The organism is Flagellimonas eckloniae (genome assembly GCF_001413955.1).
GTDB classification, from domain to species: Bacteria; Bacteroidota; Bacteroidia; order Flavobacteriales; family Flavobacteriaceae; genus Flagellimonas; species Flagellimonas eckloniae.
In genome coordinates this window covers 68,277-87,875 of the sequence record NZ_LCTZ01000002.1, presented here as the reverse complement: position 1 = coordinate 87,875, position 19,599 = coordinate 68,277, and the positions used below count along the sequence as shown (strand labels likewise).

16 protein-coding genes are annotated in these 19,599 nt (G+C 37.7%); 13 read left to right on the top strand and 3 right to left on the bottom strand.

Features of this window, described 5'->3' with window-relative positions:
* Nucleotides 1-7 precede the first annotated feature (7 nt).
* A complete protein-coding gene (locus AAY42_RS18645; protein WP_055392053.1) occupies nucleotides 8-367 on the top strand; it encodes a DUF2752 domain-containing protein in 360 nt (119 codons plus the stop codon).
* Here the strand turns inward: AAY42_RS18645 and recQ are convergent.
* A complete protein-coding gene (gene recQ / locus AAY42_RS00475) occupies nucleotides 364-2,565 on the bottom strand; it encodes a DNA helicase RecQ (RefSeq protein WP_055392052.1) in 2,202 nt (733 codons plus the stop codon). The genes AAY42_RS18645 and recQ overlap by 4 nt on opposite strands.
* Before the next feature lie 188 nt (nucleotides 2,566-2,753).
* On the opposite strand from recQ, the gene AAY42_RS00470 reads away from it, so the two are divergent.
* Genes AAY42_RS00470 through lptB form a run of 4 tightly spaced genes read left to right on the top strand, consistent with a single transcriptional unit; the run spans nucleotide 2,754 to nucleotide 5,689 of the window.
* A complete protein-coding gene (locus tag AAY42_RS00470) occupies nucleotides 2,754-3,719 on the top strand; it encodes a KpsF/GutQ family sugar-phosphate isomerase (protein ID WP_055392051.1) in 966 nt (321 codons plus the stop codon).
* Entirely contained in the window at nucleotides 3,719-4,552 is an 834-nt protein-coding gene (gene tatC, locus AAY42_RS00465) for a twin-arginine translocase subunit TatC (RefSeq protein WP_055392050.1), read from the top strand. Before AAY42_RS00470 ends, tatC begins: the two co-directional genes overlap by 1 nt.
* Nucleotides 4,542-4,892, top strand: a complete 351-nt coding sequence (locus AAY42_RS00460; RefSeq protein ID WP_055392049.1) for a carboxymuconolactone decarboxylase family protein — start codon at nucleotides 4,542-4,544, stop codon at nucleotides 4,890-4,892. The genes tatC and AAY42_RS00460 overlap by 11 nt, the downstream gene beginning before the upstream one ends.
* Nucleotides 4,893-4,948: 56 nt before the next feature.
* Complete coding sequence (gene lptB / locus AAY42_RS00455; RefSeq protein ID WP_055392048.1) at nucleotides 4,949-5,689, top strand: LPS export ABC transporter ATP-binding protein; 741 nt, start codon at nucleotides 4,949-4,951, stop codon at nucleotides 5,687-5,689.
* A 3-nt stretch (nucleotides 5,690-5,692) separates the two neighbouring features.
* Here lptB and AAY42_RS00450 read toward each other — a convergent pair whose 3' ends face one another.
* Complete coding sequence (locus tag AAY42_RS00450; protein WP_055392047.1) at nucleotides 5,693-6,499, bottom strand: DUF4198 domain-containing protein; 807 nt, start codon at nucleotides 6,497-6,499, stop codon at nucleotides 5,693-5,695.
* Between the two features lie 62 nt (nucleotides 6,500-6,561).
* Nucleotides 6,562-7,302, bottom strand: a complete 741-nt coding sequence (locus AAY42_RS00445; RefSeq protein WP_055392046.1) for a CDP-alcohol phosphatidyltransferase family protein — start codon at nucleotides 7,300-7,302, stop codon at nucleotides 6,562-6,564.
* A 101-nt stretch (nucleotides 7,303-7,403) separates the two neighbouring features.
* Between AAY42_RS00445 and AAY42_RS00440 the strand changes: the two genes are divergently transcribed.
* The 8 genes from AAY42_RS00440 to AAY42_RS00405 all read left to right on the top strand — a co-directional run bounded on the left by AAY42_RS00440 (nucleotide 7,404) and on the right by AAY42_RS00405 (nucleotide 19,481).
* Nucleotides 7,404-8,567, top strand: coding sequence for a lipoprotein N-acyltransferase Lnb domain-containing protein (locus AAY42_RS00440; RefSeq protein WP_055392045.1), 1,164 nt, complete (start codon nucleotides 7,404-7,406; stop codon nucleotides 8,565-8,567).
* A 22-nt stretch (nucleotides 8,568-8,589) separates the two neighbouring features.
* The gene (locus AAY42_RS00435; RefSeq protein ID WP_055392044.1) at nucleotides 8,590-10,467 is read left to right on the top strand and encodes an ABC-F family ATP-binding cassette domain-containing protein; all 1,878 of its coding nucleotides are present in this window, start codon (nucleotides 8,590-8,592) and stop codon (nucleotides 10,465-10,467) included.
* Between the two features lie 238 nt (nucleotides 10,468-10,705).
* The gene (locus tag AAY42_RS18085) at nucleotides 10,706-10,969 is read left to right on the top strand and encodes a hypothetical protein (protein ID WP_139063585.1); all 264 of its coding nucleotides are present in this window, start codon (nucleotides 10,706-10,708) and stop codon (nucleotides 10,967-10,969) included.
* A 165-nt stretch (nucleotides 10,970-11,134) separates the two neighbouring features.
* The gene (locus tag AAY42_RS00425; protein WP_055392042.1) at nucleotides 11,135-11,692 is read left to right on the top strand and encodes a cob(I)yrinic acid a,c-diamide adenosyltransferase; all 558 of its coding nucleotides are present in this window, start codon (nucleotides 11,135-11,137) and stop codon (nucleotides 11,690-11,692) included.
* 124 nt (nucleotides 11,693-11,816) lie between these two features.
* Nucleotides 11,817-12,041 (top strand): DUF2795 domain-containing protein, encoded by a 225-nt coding sequence (locus tag AAY42_RS00420; RefSeq protein ID WP_013551418.1) that lies wholly within the window; start codon nucleotides 11,817-11,819, stop codon nucleotides 12,039-12,041.
* A gap of 133 nt (nucleotides 12,042-12,174) precedes the next feature.
* Complete coding sequence (gene secA / locus AAY42_RS00415; RefSeq protein ID WP_055392041.1) at nucleotides 12,175-15,537, top strand: preprotein translocase subunit SecA; 3,363 nt, start codon at nucleotides 12,175-12,177, stop codon at nucleotides 15,535-15,537.
* Between the two features lie 169 nt (nucleotides 15,538-15,706).
* Nucleotides 15,707-16,924, top strand: coding sequence for a sensor histidine kinase (locus tag AAY42_RS00410; protein WP_055392040.1), 1,218 nt, complete (start codon nucleotides 15,707-15,709; stop codon nucleotides 16,922-16,924).
* A gap of 43 nt (nucleotides 16,925-16,967) precedes the next feature.
* Nucleotides 16,968-19,481, top strand: coding sequence for a M14 family zinc carboxypeptidase (locus AAY42_RS00405; RefSeq protein ID WP_055392039.1), 2,514 nt, complete (start codon nucleotides 16,968-16,970; stop codon nucleotides 19,479-19,481).
* Nucleotides 19,482-19,599: the final 118 nt, after the last annotated feature.

The following is a 19,599-nucleotide window of genomic DNA, read 5'->3' as shown; positions in this document are numbered from 1 at the left end:
TATAGTAATGGGAGTATTGTCTATTTTGGCAATACTCCTTTATTTTTCCTTTAACCCTGAAAGTGTTTTGTTGTTTCCAAAATGCCCATTCCATACCTATCTTGGTATTCACTGTTCGGGATGCGGGAGTCAAAGAGCCATTCATGATTTACTGCATTTACGGATTGGTGAAGCAATAAGTCATAACTTGCTCCTTCTGCCAGCTTTATTTGTTATTGTGCAACATCTTATAACAAAGCTTGGTATCTATAAGGCACAAAGTTTTCTTGATTATAGATATGCCCCATTAGTTATTTTGATAACAATACTTCTTTTTATGATATTACGGAATTTAAAAATATTCCCATTTGAGTATCTGGCACCTTAATTAGCCACCTCGCTTATGAATTTTAGTCTGTAGAGTCTTAAATCTTCATCTTCATAATCACCATCAAACTCTTCTATAGCTGAAGCTATAGAATCTGTATCGGCTTCCAAAAAGTATTCATGGATTTCTTCTTGTTGGTCCTCATCCAAGATTTCATCTATCCAATATCCAATATTGAGCTTTGTTCCACTAAAAACAATCTGCTCCATTTCTTTGATAAGCGCAGGTAATTCCAGTCCTTTTGCAGAGGCAATATCATCCAAAGGTAATTTGCGGTCAACATTTTGGATGATGTATAATTTTAGACCGGAATTTGCACCGGTACTTTTTACAACGAGGTCATCCGGTCTAATAATATCGTTTTCTTCAACATAGTTGGCAATAAGGTCTAAAAATGGTTTTCCATATTTTTTTGCCTTTCCCTCTCCTACCCCATGGATATTTAAAAGTTCTTCATTAGTAACGGGGTACTTCAAGGCCATATCATCCAAAGAAGGATCTTGAAATACAACAAAAGGAGGAACTTCCATCTTTTTCGCCTCTCTTTTTCTTAAATCACGCAACAATTTCAGCAAATTACTATCGGCCCCGCCGCCGCTAGACTTGGCCGCCGTAATTATGGCATCATTATTTTCTTCGCTATACACGTGATCCTTGGTCATTAGAAACGAACTTGGTCGTTCCAAGAAGTCCTTGCCACAATCCGTTAAATGCAAAATGCCATATTGCTCAATTTCTTTTTTAAGGAACCCAGCTACCAACACTTGTCTGATCAGTGCCATCCAATAGGCATCATCTCTTTCCGAACCTATTCCAAAGAAATCCTTTTCATCCGTTTTGTATGATGAAATCATGGCGTTTACCTTACCCACCAAAATTTTTACGGTCTCCTTGGTCTTAAACTTTTCATTGGTTCCCTTAACTACGCTAAGGAGCTTAAGTACCTCATCTTTGGCCTCTTCCTTTTTCTTGGGATTTCTGGCATTATCGTCCATATCCGCGCCATCACCCTTTTCTCCATCAAATTCTTCCCCAAAATAGTGAAGGATGAACTTTCTTCGAGACATAGAGGTTTCTGCATAAGCAACAATTTCTTGCAACAGCGCATTTCCAATTTCCTGTTCGGCCACAGGTTTTCCCGACATGAACTTTTCCAGTTTCTCAACATCCTTATAGGCATAAAATGCCAAACAATGTCCTTCTCCTCCATCTCTACCCGCTCGTCCGGTCTCTTGGTAGTAGCTTTCTATACTTTTTGGAATATCGTGGTGAATAACAAAACGTACATCAGGCTTGTCAATACCCATACCAAAGGCTATTGTCGCCACTACAACATCAACCTCCTCCATCAAAAACATATCTTGATATTTAGAGCGTGTTTTGGCATCAAAACCTGCATGGTAGGGTACCGCACTTACTCCATTCACCTGAAGAACCTGCGCCAATTCCTCTACCCTTTTTCTGCTAAGGCAGTAGATAATTCCAGACTTTCCCTGGTTCTGTTTTACAAAACGAATAATATCGGCATCCACATTTTGCGTCTTGGGGCGCACTTCGTAAAATAAATTTGGACGGTTAAATGAGGCTTTAAATACCTTGGCGTCCGTCATTCCCAAATTTTTGATAATATCTTCTTGAACCTTTGGTGTAGCGGTTGCCGTTAGACCAATAATTGGAATATTATCACCTAAACGATTGATGATGCTTTTGAGGTTTCGATATTCCGGCCTAAAGTCATGTCCCCATTCCGAGATGCAATGCGCCTCATCAACAGCAACAAAGGAAAGGGGAACCCCTCGTAAAAATTCTATATTCTCCTCTTTTGTCAAGGACTCGGGGGCCACGTATAATAACTTGGTGATCCCATTGGTAATATCTTCTTTAACCTGTTTTACATCTGTTTTCGTTAAGGAAGAATTTAATACATGGGCAATGCCATGCTGTTCTGATACCCCTCTTATAGCATCCACTTGATTTTTCATAAGGGCGATTAGAGGCGACACAACAATGGAAGTGCCCTCTTTCATGATAGCGGGAAGTTGATAACAAAGGGATTTTCCACCACCGGTTGGCATGATAACAAAGGTGTCTTTATTTTCAAGTATGTTTTGTATTACTTTTTCTTGTAGCCCCTTGAACTGGGAAAAACCAAAGTACTTTTTAAGTGAGGAGTGCAAATCGGTATTCATAAGACCCATTTCCGTATTATCGATTTAAATCAAAACAGCACAAATTTACGGCTGTTTAAATCTATATTTCGTGTTCTGTTCAATGGATAATGTATTCTGTCATCCATTAATGGTTAGTAAAAGATAGTTTGTTTAGTTTTGTAATCTTAAATATAAGATATTCTTTTAGAAAACAATTAGATAATCTGTTTATTACTTTGAGCGACATTCAGTCTATTTTATCCATTGCAAAAAGAACCCTTGAAACCGAGAGTAAGGCCATTCATAATTTGATAAGCTTACTGGACGAACAATTTGCACATGCCGTACAATACATTTTAGACTCCCAAGGACGGGTAGTGGTATCAGGAGTGGGCAAAAGTGCAATCGTGGCTTCAAAGATTGTGGCAACATTGAACTCCACAGGAACCCCGGCAACCTTTATGCATGCCGCGGATGCCATTCATGGTGATTTGGGTACCATTCAAAAAAATGACATTGTTGTCTGTATCTCCAAAAGTGGAAATACTCCAGAGATAAAGGCATTACTTCCTTTAATAAAAATTGGAAAAAATAAATTAATTGGTATTACCGGGAATATGGACTCCTTATTGGCCAAACAAGCAGATTTTGCTTTGAGTACTTATGTGGATAAAGAAGCCTGTCCAAATAATCTAGCCCCAACAACAAGTACTTCGGCACAAATGGCCATGGGCGACGCGCTAGCTATTAGTCTTTTGGAACTTAGAGGTTTTAGCAGTGCAGATTTTGCAAAGTATCACCCAGGGGGATCTTTGGGTAAAAAACTATATTTACGGGTTGCCGATATTGTAGTGAACAATCAAAAACCGCAAGTTAATATCGATTCAAGTGTAAAAGAAGTAATTGTGGAGATTTCAGAAAAAATGTTAGGTGTTACAGCTGTAATGGAAGACAAAAAAGTAGTTGGTATTGTAACAGATGGTGATATTAGGCGAATGCTCAGCATACATGATAACATAAGTGGTTTGACCGCAAAAGATATTATGACATCCAATCCCAAAACAATAGATGTAGATACGTTGGCTGTTAATGCGTTGGAACTATTGCAAGCCAAAGGCATTTCACAACTTCTTGCCTTTGACAAGGACACTTATGCTGGAGTTGTTCATATTCATAACCTTATAAACGAAGGAATTCTGTAATGGCAAAGAAGATAGAAGCTCCCGACGAAATGTCCTTTTTGGACCATTTGGAAGTACTACGGTGGCACCTTATCCGGTCAGTAGTAGCAGTTGTTTTAGTTGCTTGCGTGGCATTTATGATGAGAGAATTTATTTTTGACACAGTCCTTTTTGGACCAAAAAAAATGGATTTTCCAACCTATCGGTTCTTTTGTAAAATAGCCACCTTTTTTGGGATAACTTCTGAGTTTTGTGCTGATACATTACCATTCACCATTCAAAACAGAACTATGGCTGGCCAATTTTCGGCTCATATTTGGACCTCTATTTGGGCCGGTTTTATAGTTGGATTTCCATATGTACTTTGGGAAGTATGGCGATTTATCAGTCCAGGATTACATGAGAACGAGCGCAAACATTCCAGAGGTTTTATTTTAGTGGCATCCACACTATTTTTTATGGGAGTGTTATTTGGGTACTATGTTGTGGCACCATTATCCATTAATTTTTTGGGGACCTACCAAGTAAGCAAAGAAGTATTAAACGAAATTGATATTAGTTCTTTCATCGCAACTGTAAGGGCATCAGTCATCGCCTGTGGAATAATGTTCGAATTGCCAATTATCATATACTTTTTAACCAAGGTAGGTTTGGTTACTCCGGAAATACTAAAGAAATATAGAAAAATTGCTCTTGTAATTGTTCTCATATTATCTGCCGTGATTACTCCTCCAGATGTTGCAAGCCAAATTGTAGTTTCTGTTCCGGTATTGATTTTGTATCAAATAAGTATCTATATTTCTAAACTAGTCTTACGAAAAGAAGCTAAAAAAGAAAAAAGAAATGCCAAATAAAGTAGAAGAATTTAATTCTTATCGTTCCAGAATGAACGACAAGATATTGGCGGAAAACAACAAGTTGATCAAACGGATTTTCAACTTGGATACCAATGCCTATATGGCAGGAGCATTAGACGTCAAAACCAAAGAACTCCTAGGTTTGGTAGCTTCAGCGGTTCTTCGCTGTGATGATTGCGTAAAATACCACCTAGAAAGTTCCAAGAACGAAGGTGCGACAAAAGAAGAGGTTATGGAGACACTGGGCATAGCGACTTTAGTTGGAGGAACCATAGTTGTACCGCACCTACGAAGGGCCTTTGAATTTTGGGAAGAACTAGAAAATCTTGATGCATAAAAATTTCACAAAGTCCAATAGCTATTCCAGAATATGTTTAGTTTTGGCCCATTCGTATGAAGCTAAGAGCTGATAATATAATGAAGGCCTACCGAGGCCGAAAAGTTGTTAAGGGCATTTCTTTGGAAGTAAACCAAGGAGAAATTGTTGGGCTTTTAGGTCCAAATGGCGCCGGTAAGACCACATCTTTTTATATGATTGTAGGTCTTATCAAACCCAACGGTGGTAAAATATTTTTGGACGATATGGAGATTACCACATTCCCTATGTACAAAAGAGCTCAAAATGGTATCGGCTACCTAGCGCAAGAAGCTTCAGTTTTCCGTAAGTTAAGTATTGAAAAAAATATACTCAGCGTTCTACAGCTTACCAAATTGAGTAAGAAGGAACAGCATATGAAAATGGAATCCTTGATTGATGAGTTTGGCTTGGGCCATATTCGTAAAAACCGAGGAGATTTGTTATCAGGGGGGGAACGTAGGCGTACCGAAATTGCCCGTGCTTTGGCCACAGACCCAAAGTTTATCTTACTTGATGAGCCTTTTGCCGGGGTTGACCCTGTTGCTGTTGAAGATATCCAACGTATTGTGGCCCAACTAAAGGATAAAAATATAGGGATTCTCATTACGGATCACAACGTACAGGAGACCTTGGCGATTACAGAACGTTCTTACCTAATGTTTGAAGGAGGCATATTAAAAGCTGGTATCCCTGAAGACTTAGCGCAAGATGAAATGGTCAGGAAAGTATATCTAGGTCAGAATTTTGAGCTTCGAAAGAAAAAACTCGACTTTTAAGTATTACTTTACAGCAAAGGTCAAAGTTGCCCAGTTAGATTCGTAATCTACGCCATCCTCCTTACTTTTTACCATAAAAATAGTGGCAACATACCATTTCCCAGCTTGTGTTGGAACCATTTTCAATATTCCATTTTCATCTGTTCTTGTTGAGCTTTCATTTTCATGGGCGTCCTTTCCAGGTACAGAAGTGCTATAATGTACCGTTTGATTGGCCAAAGGCTTTCCATTAGCCAACAATTTAAAAGAAATACTTTCTCCCGTCTTTAACTCATAAGGGTTGTTTAGTGGAACAAATTCGATAGGGTATCCAAAGACTGTATCAAAATGATCAGTTTTTTTGTCGCCAACTTGAAAAAGCATTTTTACATGCTTGGAATACTTTTCCTTTGCTCCAGAACTATAGCTACCTTCTTCCTTCCTTTTCTTAATAACATCCTCTAGCCCTTCATGTTCCAAATAATCGTTAAAACTTTCTGCGGTCATTTCGATCATACGGGGTAAGGTAGAAACCCCTGCTGTGTAGGTGCCTTCGCCACCTGCAGCAAACTTTAAATAGGTGATATTGTCCTTATCATAATAATCGCTATCCAATACATGTTTTTCATACTTGGGACCTATAATTCTAGCATCCGAAATCCTATCTCTGGTAATCTCGTTTTCACTTTTATCAAAAGTTCCATTGAACAAATACAATTCACTGGATTGACCCGAATTTAAAAAATAGGCATCCGTTTTTAAGAATAGCTCGTGTGAAGAAAAAAGAGCAAAAACAGTCAAAAGAAATAAAAGAAAGGCAGTCTGTTTCATGTGTTGTATGTCATCTATAACACAAAAATACATCCCTAAACTTTAGAGAGGAACTAAAAAAATCACAAAATATCATTGTTTTTGGAAGCTTTCAGCAACAACGAACTGAACACGTAAAAAATTATTATAATCGGCACCGCCAAAAACTTTAAAGTAACCAACAATATCAAACTTCCTATCAGAAAAAGATATCGTACCGCGTTGTCCTTAAAGCTCCAATTTTTAAACTTTAAAGCAAAGAGCTCAATTCGGGAATTCAATAAAAAAGCACTTACCAAGGTCAACCCTATTAAAAACCATTCACTTAAAATAAGTGTATTGAGTACATCATTCGCATGGTACACTAAAATTAAGGGTAGGGATAGAATCAACAGTGCATTTGCTGGAGTTGGCAATCCAATAAAAGAAGAAACTTGATTTTCATCAACATTAAATTTGGCCAAACGATAAGCAGAGGCCAAGGTGATTGCAAACCCAAAAAAGGGAAGCACGGTCATTTCCGTTTCATGCCCAAAGAATCCAAGGTTCCATCCACCAGTCTCGGCCATTTGCAACAACTGAAACATTACAATACCCGGTACCAATCCACTGGTAATCATATCCGCCAAAGAATCCAATTGCACCCCAACTTCACTCTGAACGTTTAGCATTCTAGCCGCAAAGCCATCAAAAAAGTCAAAGAAAATTCCAATAAACACAAAAAGTGCAGCCCATTCCAAATAGTTTAAAACTGCAAACACGGCAGCTATACAACCACTAAACAAATTGAGCAAGGTTAAAAAATTAGGAATATACCGCTTCATTCAATTGGATTTTCGTAAAAATACTGTAAAAAATAAAGTCTTTGGAGCAGTCACGCCACTATGCCGTTTTTATTCTGATATTTGCTGGGATAAAATCAAAAATGAAACACTGGATTTTCTTTTTGGCAGCACTCTTTTTAGTTGAAAAAAATGCATTTGCTCAAATACCACAGCTTACCGATAATTCTCAGGTAAGCATGTTAACATGTGGCCCAGGCAATCAACTTGTCGATTCGTTCGGACATACCGCTTTTCGAGTTCAGGATACCGTTTTGGGCATTGATGTGGTTTACAATTATGGCACCTATGATTTTAACCGACCAAACTTCTATCTAAACTTCGTTAAAGGAAAAATGGTCTATTCACTTTCCAGAAGAAGCTTTGACCGGTTTTTATTTACCTATGAATTGGAAAAAAGATGGGTAAAAGAACAAATTTTAGATTTGACATTAGCTGAAAAAAACCAGCTATTGGTTTTTTTTGAGAATAATTTTTTGCCAGAAAACAGAGATTATCTGTACGACCCACTCTTAAATAACTGTTCCAGTATTACAGGCGATATTTTAAAACAACAATTTGGCGATGCTTTGGTTTTTGATGGTTCCTATTTGGAAAAGCAATACACTTTTAGGGAGCTGGTACGGCAAAATTTGAATCTAAATTCATGGTCCTCATTTGGGATTGATTTGGCTTTTGGCTCCCCAGTGGACAGAAAAGCAACCGTGCAAGAGCATATGTTTTTACCCCACTATGCCATGCGACAATTAAAGAACACCAGCAAAGATGGAAAACCATTATTGTTGAGAGAACGCATCGTCCTTGATTACAACGAGCATAAAATGACCGGTTTTTTTCCATCATCCCCACTATTTTGGTTTACTCTACTGTTCATATTCACATGTATCATAACCTATTTAGATTATAAGCATGGAGTTCGGAGTCGTTGGCTGGATTTTTCACTCTTCTTTGTTACCGGACTGATAGGCACTTTTTTACTGCTACTTTGGTTGGCCACGGACCATACATCAACACCAAAAAACTTTAATGTGCTATGGGCCCTTCCAGCAAATATCGTTGTCGCATTTGTATTCCAAAAACAGACACCCACATGGTTAATAAAATACCTATGGACAGCATTAGCCTTAATGGGCATCCTACTTTTAGTCTGGCTTTTTAAAATTCAAAGTTTTTCACCAATATTGATTCCATTACTTTTGACTCTGACGATTCGTTACGGTTATCTTTTAACGTTTGCTAAGCGCTAACGAAACACAGTAAAACATTTCAATGAATTTATTGACAGTAGAAAACATATCTAAATCTTATGGTGAATTGGTTCTCTTTTCCAATATCTCATTCGGCATAAATAAAGATCAGAAAATTGCATTGATTGCTAAAAATGGAAGTGGGAAGACCTCTATATTGAATATAATTTCCGGAAAGGACACTACAGAAACTGGACAAGTAACCTCCAGAAAGGGTATTAAAATTGCCTTTTTGGAGCAAGAACCCAATCTAAATCCAGATTTAACCATCGAAGAAACAATTTTTAGTACTGATAATGAGGTTTTGAAAATAATTACTGCTTACGAAAAGGCAGTTCAGAATCCAGATGAGGAAGAACAGTATCAGAAAGCTTTTGAAGCCATGGAAAGGCACAATGCCTGGGATTTTGAAACCCGATACAAGCAGATTCTTTTTAAACTGAATTTAGAAAAACTCGATGTAAAAGTAGGAACCTTATCAGGAGGGCAAAAAAAACGTTTGGCCTTGGCCAACGCTCTTCTGAACAAGCCAGACCTTTTAATTTTGGATGAGCCAACAAACCATTTGGACCTGGAAATGATAGAATGGTTGGAAGCCTATTTTACAAAGGAAAACATTACGCTGTTTATGGTTACGCACGATCGTTATTTTTTGGAACGGGTGTGTAATGAAATCATAGAACTGGACAACAATCAGTTATATAGTTATAAAGGAAATTACTCCTACTATCTTCGAGAAAAAGAAGCACGAATGGAACGGGAAGCCGTGGAGCAGCACAAATCCAAATTACTTTTCAAAAAAGAATTGGATTGGATGCGCAGACAACCCAAAGCCCGTACCACTAAATCAAAATCTCGAATTGATGATTTCAAGGAAATAAAACATAAAGCACATCAAAGAAGAATAGAACATCAGGTTCAGTTGGAGCTAAACATGGAACGTTTGGGAAGTAAAATCTTGGAACTTCACAACATATCCAAATCATTTGATGACAAAACAATTTTAGAAAAATTCGATTATAATTTCACCAAAGGTGAGAGGCTTGGAATAATTGGTCAAAACGGAACAGGAAAGTCTACATTCTTAAACATCATTACACAAAAAGAAACCGTTGATGGTGGAAAAGTAGTTGTGGGTGACACATTAAAATTTGGCTATTACACGCAAAAGGGAATACATTCAAAAGAAGGTCAAAAAGTTATTGATGTAATCCGGGAATTTGGAGACTACATCCCATTGAAAAAAGGCAGACAGATTTCAGCACAACAACTTTTGGAACGCTTCCTTTTTGATAGAAAAAAACAATACGATTTTGTTGAAAAACTGAGTGGCGGAGAACGAAAACGATTGTATTTGTGTACCGTGCTTATCCAAAACCCTAATTTTTTGATTTTGGATGAACCTACCAATGATTTGGATATTGTCACGCTAAATGTGTTGGAAAGCTTTTTACTGGATTTTCCAGGATGTTTGATCGTAGTCTCCCACGATCGCTATTTCATGGATAAAATTGTAGATCATTTGTTCATTTTTAGGGGTAATGGCATCATAGAAGACTTTCCTGGAAATTATTCTGATTACAGAGCTTATGAAAGTAGTAAAGTTATTGCTGATCGTGAAGCAAAAAGCAATAACACAGAAAAAGCCGAAAAAACCAATTGGAAGGAAAAGGGAAACTCTCAAAAATTGTCTTACTCAGAACAAAAAGAGCATAAGCAGTTAGAAAAGGAAATTCAAAAATTGGAAGAGAAAAAAGGGGTACTCCAAAACAAGTTTACTGACCCTAACCTGAGCGTTGAAGAAATAACGCAATTGTCTATTGGTCTCAAAGAAATTTCAAACTCCATCGAGACCAAAACAGAGCGTTGGTTTGAGCTTTCCGCTATTTTGGAAGGGTAGTATGTTTTGTGTGTTATTCTCATATCTGAAATTCCTTTTAAAATCTACCAATGAGCACGGTGTCCACTCCCCTTTTGTTTTCAATTATGTTACCAAATGCCTATACTTAAAACAAAAAAGGGACAACATAAAATCAATCAACATACTCCTAAAAAGCATTGCTTACTTTAACCATAAAAACATTGAGCTTTATGGAAAACAAGACCTAAAAAAGCCCTTACAAATTCATTTCCCAAATATGGTTATCGGAGCAAACATGATTGATGTAGTTTATGCCGACGAATTGGAAATTGATATGTTGAAGCGGTTATTTTCCGAGGAAAAACTCCACAATAACAGTATGATTTTCATCAACTCAATCCATCAAACTCCAGAAAAACAAGAGCTTTGGAGAAACCTTATTGAATTACCACTAATCACAGTTAGCATTGATATGTTCCATTGTGGAGTTCTTTTTATCAGAAAGGAACAAGTAAAAGAACATTTCATCATCCGAATTTAAAAAGGTAATTTTAGATGTCCAAAACACTTTTCTAATGAGTAATACTATTTATTACGTTTTAGGGGGATTAGCCATTATTTACCTTGTTATTCTTTTCAACAACAGAAGAGGGTCAAGAAATAGAAAGTCGCGCAAATTCATGGATGGTAAACGTAGACACGAAGAATGAAAATTTATACAAAAACTGGTGACAAGGCCACAACAGCTCTTTTCACAGGTACTAGGGTTCCGAAGCACCATATCAGAATTGAAAGCTATGGAACAATAGACGAGTTAAATTCGTTTTTAGGATTGCTCAGAGACCAAAAAATGGATTCCAATTCCAAAAATACGTTGGCCCTTATCCAAAATAAACTTTTTACTGTAGGTGCAATTTTGGCCACCGAGCCTAAAAAAGAAAATCGTTTAAAAATTCCAAAAATAAGCGGGGATGATATTGAGCTGTTGGAGAAGGAAATTGACAAAATGAACGAAGAGCTTCCGGAAATGACCCATTTTATTCTCCCTGGAGGACACACAACCGTGTCATACTGTCATATTGCCAGAACAGTCTGCAGAAGAGCGGAGCGTATGATCTCATACTTACATGAGAATGAGCCAGTACCAGACACATTACTTTCCTATATAAATAGACTTTCGGATTACCTTTTCGTATTGGCACGGAAGTTGTCAAAAGATTTGCAAGCAGAAGAAGTCAAATGGATTCCTGAAAAATTGGACTAATAAATCCCTATTTTCCGCGTTACAGATTAAGAAGTTGAAAATAATTTTTAAATAATGTCAATTTTGCTTGGCAAATTCAGTTTAAAAATTATTTTTGCAAAAAATTTAAAATCAAACCGTTACTATGTACTGGACATTAGAATTAGCCTCATATTTAAGTGATGCGCCTTGGCCAGCCACCAAAGACGAATTAATAGATTATGCCATCCGTACTGGAGCCCCATTGGAAGTTGTAGAAAACTTACAATCCATGGAAGAGGAAGGTGGCGAAATTTACGAGTCCATCGAGGAAATATGGCCCGACTATCCCACCGAAGAAGATTACCTCTGGAATGAGGACGAGTATTAATTTTAGAAAAACAAACACTACTAAAAAGTCTCATTTGAGGCTTTTTTTTATGTAATTTTGGCAGCCTAGCAAAAGGTTTCTACCCTCCTCAGGACAATGGAACAGCTTTTGCAATCCAAAAGAAAAATTATTCATGAGCTTTATTAATTCGGTACTAAAGGTTTTCGTTGGAGATAAGTCAGAGAAAGACGTTAAATCACTTCAACCTTTGGTCAAAGAAATAAGATCCTTTGAAGAACAACTTGAAGGATTGTCCCACGACGAACTAAGACAGAAAACAATTTCCTTTAAATCCCAGATACAAGAAGATTGTAAAGAGATAAATGATAAAATCGATGCTTTAAAGGAAGAAGTTCAGAATTCAACAGATATAGATCGTAATGAAGAAATCTATACTGAAATTGACAAGCTCAACGAAGAGTCCTACAAAATCTCAGAAAGCACACTAAATACCATCCTTCCGGAAGCTTTTGCTGTAGTTAAGGAGACGGCAAAGCGTTTTGCTGCCAATGAAACCCTTACCGTAACGGCTTCAGAATTTGATAGGTCCCTTTCAGGTACCAAGGATTATGTTACCCTTGAAGGAGATAATGCCATTTGGAAGAATTCATGGGATGCTGCTGGAAAACAAGTAACCTGGGACATGGTGCATTATGATGTTCAGCTTATTGGCGGGGTTGCTCTACATCAAGGGAAAATTGCGGAAATGCAAACAGGGGAAGGAAAAACATTGGTCGCCACGCTCCCACTCTATTTAAATGCGCTTCCGGGCAAAGGTTCACACTTAGTGACCGTAAACGATTATCTAGCAAAAAGGGATAGTGCTTGGATGGCTCCTATTTTTGAATTTCATGGTCTATCGGTTGATTGTATAGACAAACACCAGCCAAATTCCGAAGGTAGAAGAGCTGCATATAATTCTGATATTACTTACGGTACCAACAATGAGTTTGGCTTTGATTATTTAAGGGATAATATGGCGCATACTCCGAATGATTTGGTGCAACCACCGCATCATTACGCTATTGTGGATGAGGTAGATTCCGTATTGATAGATGATGCCCGTACCCCATTAATCATTTCCGGACCGGTTCCTGAAGGAGATAGGCACGAGTTCAATGAATTGAAGCCAAAAGTTGGCGATATCGTTCAGAAGCAGCGTCAATATTTAACCGGGGTTTTGGCAGAAGCCAAAAGATTGATAAAAGAAGGAGATACTAAAGAAGGAGGGTTTCAACTGTTAAGGGTTCATCGAGGTTTGCCAAAAAACAAGGCCCTAATCAAGTTTTTAAGTGAAGAAGGTGTAAAACAGTTGCTGCAAAAAACGGAAAACTTCTACATGCAGGACAACAACCGTGAAATGCCCAAGGTCGATGCCGAACTATTGTTTACTATTGATGAAAAAAACAATCAAATTGAATTAACGGACAAAGGGGTTGATTACATTTCTGGAGATCAGGACAAAGACTTTTTTGTAATGCCCGACATTGGAGGAGAAATTGCAAAAATTGAAAATCAAAACCTAGAAATTGAAAAGGAAGCCGAACTCAAGGAAGGTCTTTTCAAAGAATTTGCAGTTAAAAGTGAGCGAATCCATACCATGAGCCAACTCCTAAAAGCCTATACGCTTTTTGAAAAGGATGTGGAGTATGTTGTAATGGAAAACAAGGTGATGATTGTGGATGAGCAAACTGGACGAATCATGGATGGAAGGCGATACTCAGATGGGTTGCACCAAGCCATAGAGGCCAAAGAAAATGTGAAGATTGAGGCAATGACCCAAACCTTCGCCACCATTACGCTCCAGAACTATTTTAGAATGTACAACAAGCTGGCAGGCATGACCGGTACAGCGGTTACAGAAGCTGGGGAGTTCTGGGAAATCTACAAGTTGGATGTTATGGAAATACCCACCAACAGACCTATTGCTCGTGATGATAGACATGATCTAATTTACAAGACCAAACGAGAAAAATACAATGCCATTATAGACGAGGTCACCCAACTTTCACAGGCGGGAAGACCGGTATTAATTGGTACTACTTCGGTAGAAATATCGGAACTGCTTTCCAAACTGTTAAGCGTTCGGAAGGTTCCCCATAATGTACTTAATGCGAAGCTTCATAAAAAAGAGGCGGATATTGTTGCAGAAGCCGGTAATGCGGGAATAGTTACCATTGCTACCAACATGGCAGGTCGTGGAACCGATATTAAATTAAGTACACAAGTAAAAGATGCTGGTGGATTGGCCATTGTGGGTACGGAGCGGCATGATTCCAGACGTGTGGACAGGCAGTTACGAGGTCGTTCAGGGCGTCAGGGAGATCCAGGAAGTTCTCAATTCTATGTTTCTTTGGAAGATAACCTAATGCGTCTCTTTGGCTCTGACCGTGTGGCAAAAATGATGGACAGAATGGGCTTGGAAGAAGGTGAAGTAATTCAGCACTCCATGATGACCAAATCTATTGAACGTGCCCAGAAAAAGGTAGAAGAAAACAACTTTGGCATTCGTAAGCGCTTGTTGGAATACGATGACGTAATGAACGCCCAACGCGAGGTTGTTTATAAAAGAAGACGACACGCATTACAAGGAGAACGTCTCAAAGTAGATATTGCCAACATGATCTACGATACTTCCGAAGTTATTGCCGATACCAACAAAGCCGCGGATGATTTTAAAAACTTTGAATTTGAATTGATCAAATATTTTTCAATCACCTCTCCAGTAACTGAAGAGGAATTCAAAAAGTTGAGCTTTCAGGATATTGCCCTTAGTGTTTACAACGCTGCTTATGATTTCTATCAGCAAAAAATGGAAAGAAGTGCTACAATAGCCTTTCAAGTAATCAAAAAAGTTTACGAAGATAAATCCAACAAATTTGAACGCATTGTAGTGCCGTTTACTGATGGTATTAAATCTTTAAATGTGGTCACTAACCTTGAGGGAGCGTATTCCAGTGAAGGAAAACAGTTGATAACAGATTTTGAGAAGAATATTTCCCTGGCCATAATAGATGATTCATGGAAAACGCATTTGCGTAAAATGGACGAATTGAAGCAATCCGTTCAATTGGCCGTTCATGAGCAAAAAGACCCTCTTTTAATATATAAGTTTGAGGCTTTTGAACTTTTTAAAGAAATGATCGATAAGGTGAACAAAGAGATTATTTCCTTTTTGTTCAAAGGAGAATTACCTTCAGAAAATACAAATCAGATTCAAGAGGCCGGCAATGTCCGCAGACCAAAAGAAAATCTGCAAACTTCCAAAGAAGAAATACCCAATAGTGATGAACTGGCAGCTCAAAACAGAGCGGCAGGACAAACACAAGGGGGAAGACCTCCAGTTACCGAAACCATTGTTAGGGAAAAACCAAAAATTGGAAGAAATGACCGGGTCACAATAAAAAATGTAATGTCCGGTGAAAGCAAGACTGTTAAATACAAACAAGCTGAACCTCTTATCATTAAGGGAGAATGGGTGCTTATTGAAGACTAACATAAACCCTTCAAAAGATACAAAGCGACAGTCATTTTTGGCTGTCGTTTTTGTTTATATAAAAAACATATTTAGATTTACAGCTTAAACACCCCCATAAAAGCTACTTTTACTACAATTCATCAATCCTAATAAAGTAGTAAAGCAGAATTAACCAAGCGCAGCGCATATGAAAATTCCTGTCAAGGATAAATATCGTTTACGAGATAAGACTGATTTGGTACTGAAGGTTAACTATAGTTCTGCGCTGTTTACTATTCTATTTGGAGCAATATGTTTGTTCTTTTTAGACATTAAAGACGTCATTCCTTTTACGTTTTTTGGGTTTGCAGTTTTAAATATGCTCAATACATTTCTGTATAACCTGCATAAAAACATACTGTTAACCTATAATGCAACCTCTGTTCTGTCCATGATTGGGGCAATTATAGTCACGCTTTATAGTGGAGAGATCCAGAGTCCTTTTATCTTCGTCTTGGCTATTGTGGTATTTGCTGGTTATGTGACCACCAAAATTTACGGACATTTTTATTTGATCATAAACCTAGTCGTTCTCACAGTCCTATTTCTATATAGTTTAGGTGATTTTAGAATTTCAGAAAATGTAGTTCCTGAAGAATCTAGGAACTGGTTTGCTTTTTTGAGTGCAATTTTCGCAGTGTATTTACTGGGAGGTGTCTTTGGGAAAAATTTACTGAAAGCACACAACAAATTATACAGGTCTAGAAATGAAATACAAGATCGAATAGAGGAAAAAGAGACCCTGTTAAAAGAAGTGCACCACAGAGTAAAGAACAATTTGCAGACAGTTTCAAGCCTATTGAGTTTACAATCCAGGGCAGTTGCCGACGAAAAAATCAGTAATATTATAAAGAGCAGCCAAAACAGAGTGGTTTCAATGGCAATGGTACACGAAATGTTGTACAAGCGTGATGACTATTTGTCCAAGATTGAACTAAAACCCTATGTTAAGGAACTCTGCGAATACTTGGTACGTTCCGTTAAAGGAAATACAGAGGATGTAAAAGTCAAGTTTGATATTGAAGAAAATAAACTCAGCATAGACACTGTAATTCCGCTTGGCTTGATTATCAATGAAACCATTACCAATGCACTCAAGTATGGAATTACACAGGAAAATGGTGGCGAAATCATGATTTCACTTAAAAATTTGCACGATAATCGTTATGAGCTATACTTGGGCGACAATGGAATAGGGTACTCACATAATTTTGATCCAAAAAATTCAAACTCATTAGGTTTAAAACTCATTTACAATCTTACAAGACAACTACGAGGAACCATTGCAAGAGACATGGCAAAAAAGGGAACTTATTATCGAATTGAATTTGAAGAAATAGTAGAGGATTTTAATTCTGTCGTGTAAAGGTTTTCTTATCTTTAGAACGACTAACTTAATTCTTATTTCGATGTTGAAAAAACTACTGCTTGCAGTACTTTTTATAAGTACTTCTATTTCAGCTCAAGACTATTTCTTTAAAAAATTTCATCCTTTTAATTCAGAAATTCCTTCTCCAGAACAATTTTTGGGTTATGAAATTGGGGAAAGACACACACGACATGATCTAATCGTTAGCTATTTTATGGAACTTGCTAAAGTTTCGGATAGAGCAACTATTCAAGAATATGGGAAAACGCATGAAGGAAGAAAACTTGTAATTCTTACAATAACTACTCCCCAAAATTTAGAAAATCTGAGTCAGCTAAAAACGCAGCACCTTCAATTCACGGATCCCTCAAAAAATCCAAATAATTTTGATGAGGTACCGGTCTTTATAAATTTGGGCTATAATGTTCACGGTAATGAGCCTTCTAGTTCAGAAGCTGCCTTATTGACGGCTTATACCTTAGCTGCTTCCAATAATCCAGAAATCCTGAATTACCTGAAAAATTCTGTCATTTTTATTGATCCTACTATAAATCCCGATGGACGTGACCGCCACACGCAATGGGCAAACATGTATCAAGGCAATCCACTGGTTGCAGACCCCCAAGATGCAGAGCACAATGAATATTGGCCGCAGGGAAGAACCAATCATTATTGGTTTGATTTAAACAGGGATTGGTTATTGGGAATTCATCCAGAAAGTAGAGGTAAATTGACTTGGTATCACGAATGGTACCCCAATGTGGTTACCGATTTTCATGAAATGGGTACCCAAAGCAGCTATTTCTTTGAGCCAATGAAAGATAATGGCTCCTTGAACCCCATAATGCCAAAGGAAAACTATGTGGATTTAAACAATCTTTTTGGAGACTATTTCTCCAAGGCCTTAGACAGTATTGGTTCATTTTATTTTACCAAAGAGGTGTTCGATGGTACATATCCCGGGTACGGTTCCTCCTACCCTGATCTACAAGGTGGATTGGGGCTGCTTTTTGAACAAGCAAGCTCCAGAGGGCACAAGCAAACCACAAAATTTGGTGAAATCACTTTTCCCTTCACCATTAGAAATCAATATACCTCTAGTATTACAACCATAAAAGCTGCCGTTGAAAATAAAGCGATTCTAAGAAAGTATCAGCAAAATTTCTTTAAAAGCGGACTAGACAATGCATTAAAAAGCAAAATAAAAGGGTATTCCTTCAAAGACGATCATGACCCAAATAGAGTAAAAGCATTTGTAGACAAACTATTGTTGCATAAAATAGATGTCTACAAATCAGGTAATGGTTACGTTGTTCCAACAAGGCAAACCCAATATCGTATGGTTCAAACTATGTTTGAAACCTATGAAAAATACAGGGATAGCGTTTATTATGATGCTTCCGCCTGGTCCGTTGCCAATTTTTACAATATGAAGTACAAGCCTGTAACCTCTTTGAATCTTGGTGAAAGAGTTACTTCGGTGGATGATTTGGTAAAACCAACACCAGTTCAAAAATCCCAATATGCCTATATTATCGATTATGACGATTATAACGCCGTTGCGCTGTTAAATCAATTGCAAACTGATGGACTGGTTGTCTCCTCATCTTTTAAACCTTTTACAGTGAAAACGACTAATGGCAACAAAGCATTTAACTATGGTGCATTGGTAGTTCCTGTAAGTCTTCAAGAAAAAAATGCAGACGCTGTATTTAGCATTGTTCAACAGGCCCAAAACACATATAAGGTTCCAGTATTTACCGTTAATTCTGGGTACAGTTTAAAAGGAATCGATTTAGGAAGCCGTAGTGTTTCTCCAATTACCAAACCAAAAGCAGCTATGATTATTGGTAACGGTGTTCGATCCTATGAGGCTGGAGAGGTATGGCATCTTTTGGACACAAGGATACACATGCCCATCACCAAGATACCGGTTCGAAATTTTGGTAGGGCCAGTCTGGACAAATACAATACTTTGGTCATGGTTTCCGGTAGGTATAATTTTTCTGAAAAACAGATTGATAAAATCAAAAATTGGGTAAGCAAGGGCAATACTTTAATCACCATAGGTAGTGCTTCTAAATGGGCAATTGATAAAAAACTGGTAAAGGAAAAACTTACCGAGCAGGAAAAAGACTCAACCAAGGCTATAATTCGAAAGCCCTATGTGGATGCTCCGGAGCATTTGGGAAAAGAAAGTGTTGGTGGTGCTATTTTTAGAGTGGATTTGGACATTACCCATCCTTTGGCTTTTGGTTATCATGATGCTTCGATACCCGTTTATAAAAATAATTCTATTTGGCTGGCTCCCAGTAAAAATGAATATGCTACCGTAGCAAAATATTCTAAAGACCCACATATTGATGGATTTATAACCAAGAAAAATATGGAGGAAAACCTCAAACCCTCAGCTTCACTCATTGTTAGCGAGTTAGGCAATGGCACAGTTGTTCTCTTTGCAGACAACCCAAACTTTAGGGGATCTTGGTACGGGACAAATAGACTATTCCTAAACGCTATTTTCTTAGGAGATAAAATCACGATTCCTGAATAAGTTGCGAATTGAAAACGCAATTTGTTCTCTTCTTCTTACTTTTCATTGTAATTGAAGAAAGACTACTCTAAAATGGTAAAGGGAGTATTGTAGGTTTACTTCTAATTATTACTTGTGG

Bases quoted from the DNA above. Each gene is read 5' to 3' on its own strand.
- recQ (WP_055392052.1), bottom strand. From the start codon at position 2,565: ATGGGTCTTATGAATACCGATTTGCACTCCTCACTTAAAAAGTACTTT.
- tatC (WP_055392050.1), top strand. From the start codon at position 3,719: ATGGCAAAGAAGATAGAAGCTCCCGACGAAATGTCCTTTTTGGACCAT.
- AAY42_RS00420 (WP_013551418.1), top strand. From the start codon at position 11,817: ATGTACTGGACATTAGAATTAGCCTCATATTTAAGTGATGCGCCTTGG.
- secA (WP_055392041.1), top strand. From the start codon at position 12,175: ATGAGCTTTATTAATTCGGTACTAAAGGTTTTCGTTGGAGATAAGTCA.
- AAY42_RS00425 (WP_055392042.1), top strand. From the start codon at position 11,135: ATGAAAATTTATACAAAAACTGGTGACAAGGCCACAACAGCTCTTTTC.
- AAY42_RS00460 (WP_055392049.1), top strand. From the start codon at position 4,542: ATGCCAAATAAAGTAGAAGAATTTAATTCTTATCGTTCCAGAATGAAC.
- AAY42_RS00405 (WP_055392039.1), top strand. From the start codon at position 16,968: ATGTTGAAAAAACTACTGCTTGCAGTACTTTTTATAAGTACTTCTATT.
- lptB (WP_055392048.1), top strand. From the start codon at position 4,949: ATGAAGCTAAGAGCTGATAATATAATGAAGGCCTACCGAGGCCGAAAA.
- AAY42_RS00445 (WP_055392046.1), bottom strand. From the start codon at position 7,302: ATGAAGCGGTATATTCCTAATTTTTTAACCTTGCTCAATTTGTTTAGT.
- AAY42_RS18085 (WP_139063585.1), top strand. From the start codon at position 10,706: ATGGTTATCGGAGCAAACATGATTGATGTAGTTTATGCCGACGAATTG.
- AAY42_RS00435 (WP_055392044.1), top strand. From the start codon at position 8,590: ATGAATTTATTGACAGTAGAAAACATATCTAAATCTTATGGTGAATTG.
- AAY42_RS18645 (WP_055392053.1), top strand. From the start codon at position 8: ATGGGAGTATTGTCTATTTTGGCAATACTCCTTTATTTTTCCTTTAAC.
- AAY42_RS00410 (WP_055392040.1), top strand. From the start codon at position 15,707: ATGAAAATTCCTGTCAAGGATAAATATCGTTTACGAGATAAGACTGAT.
- AAY42_RS00440 (WP_055392045.1), top strand. From the start codon at position 7,404: ATGAAACACTGGATTTTCTTTTTGGCAGCACTCTTTTTAGTTGAAAAA.
- AAY42_RS00450 (WP_055392047.1), bottom strand. From the start codon at position 6,499: ATGAAACAGACTGCCTTTCTTTTATTTCTTTTGACTGTTTTTGCTCTT.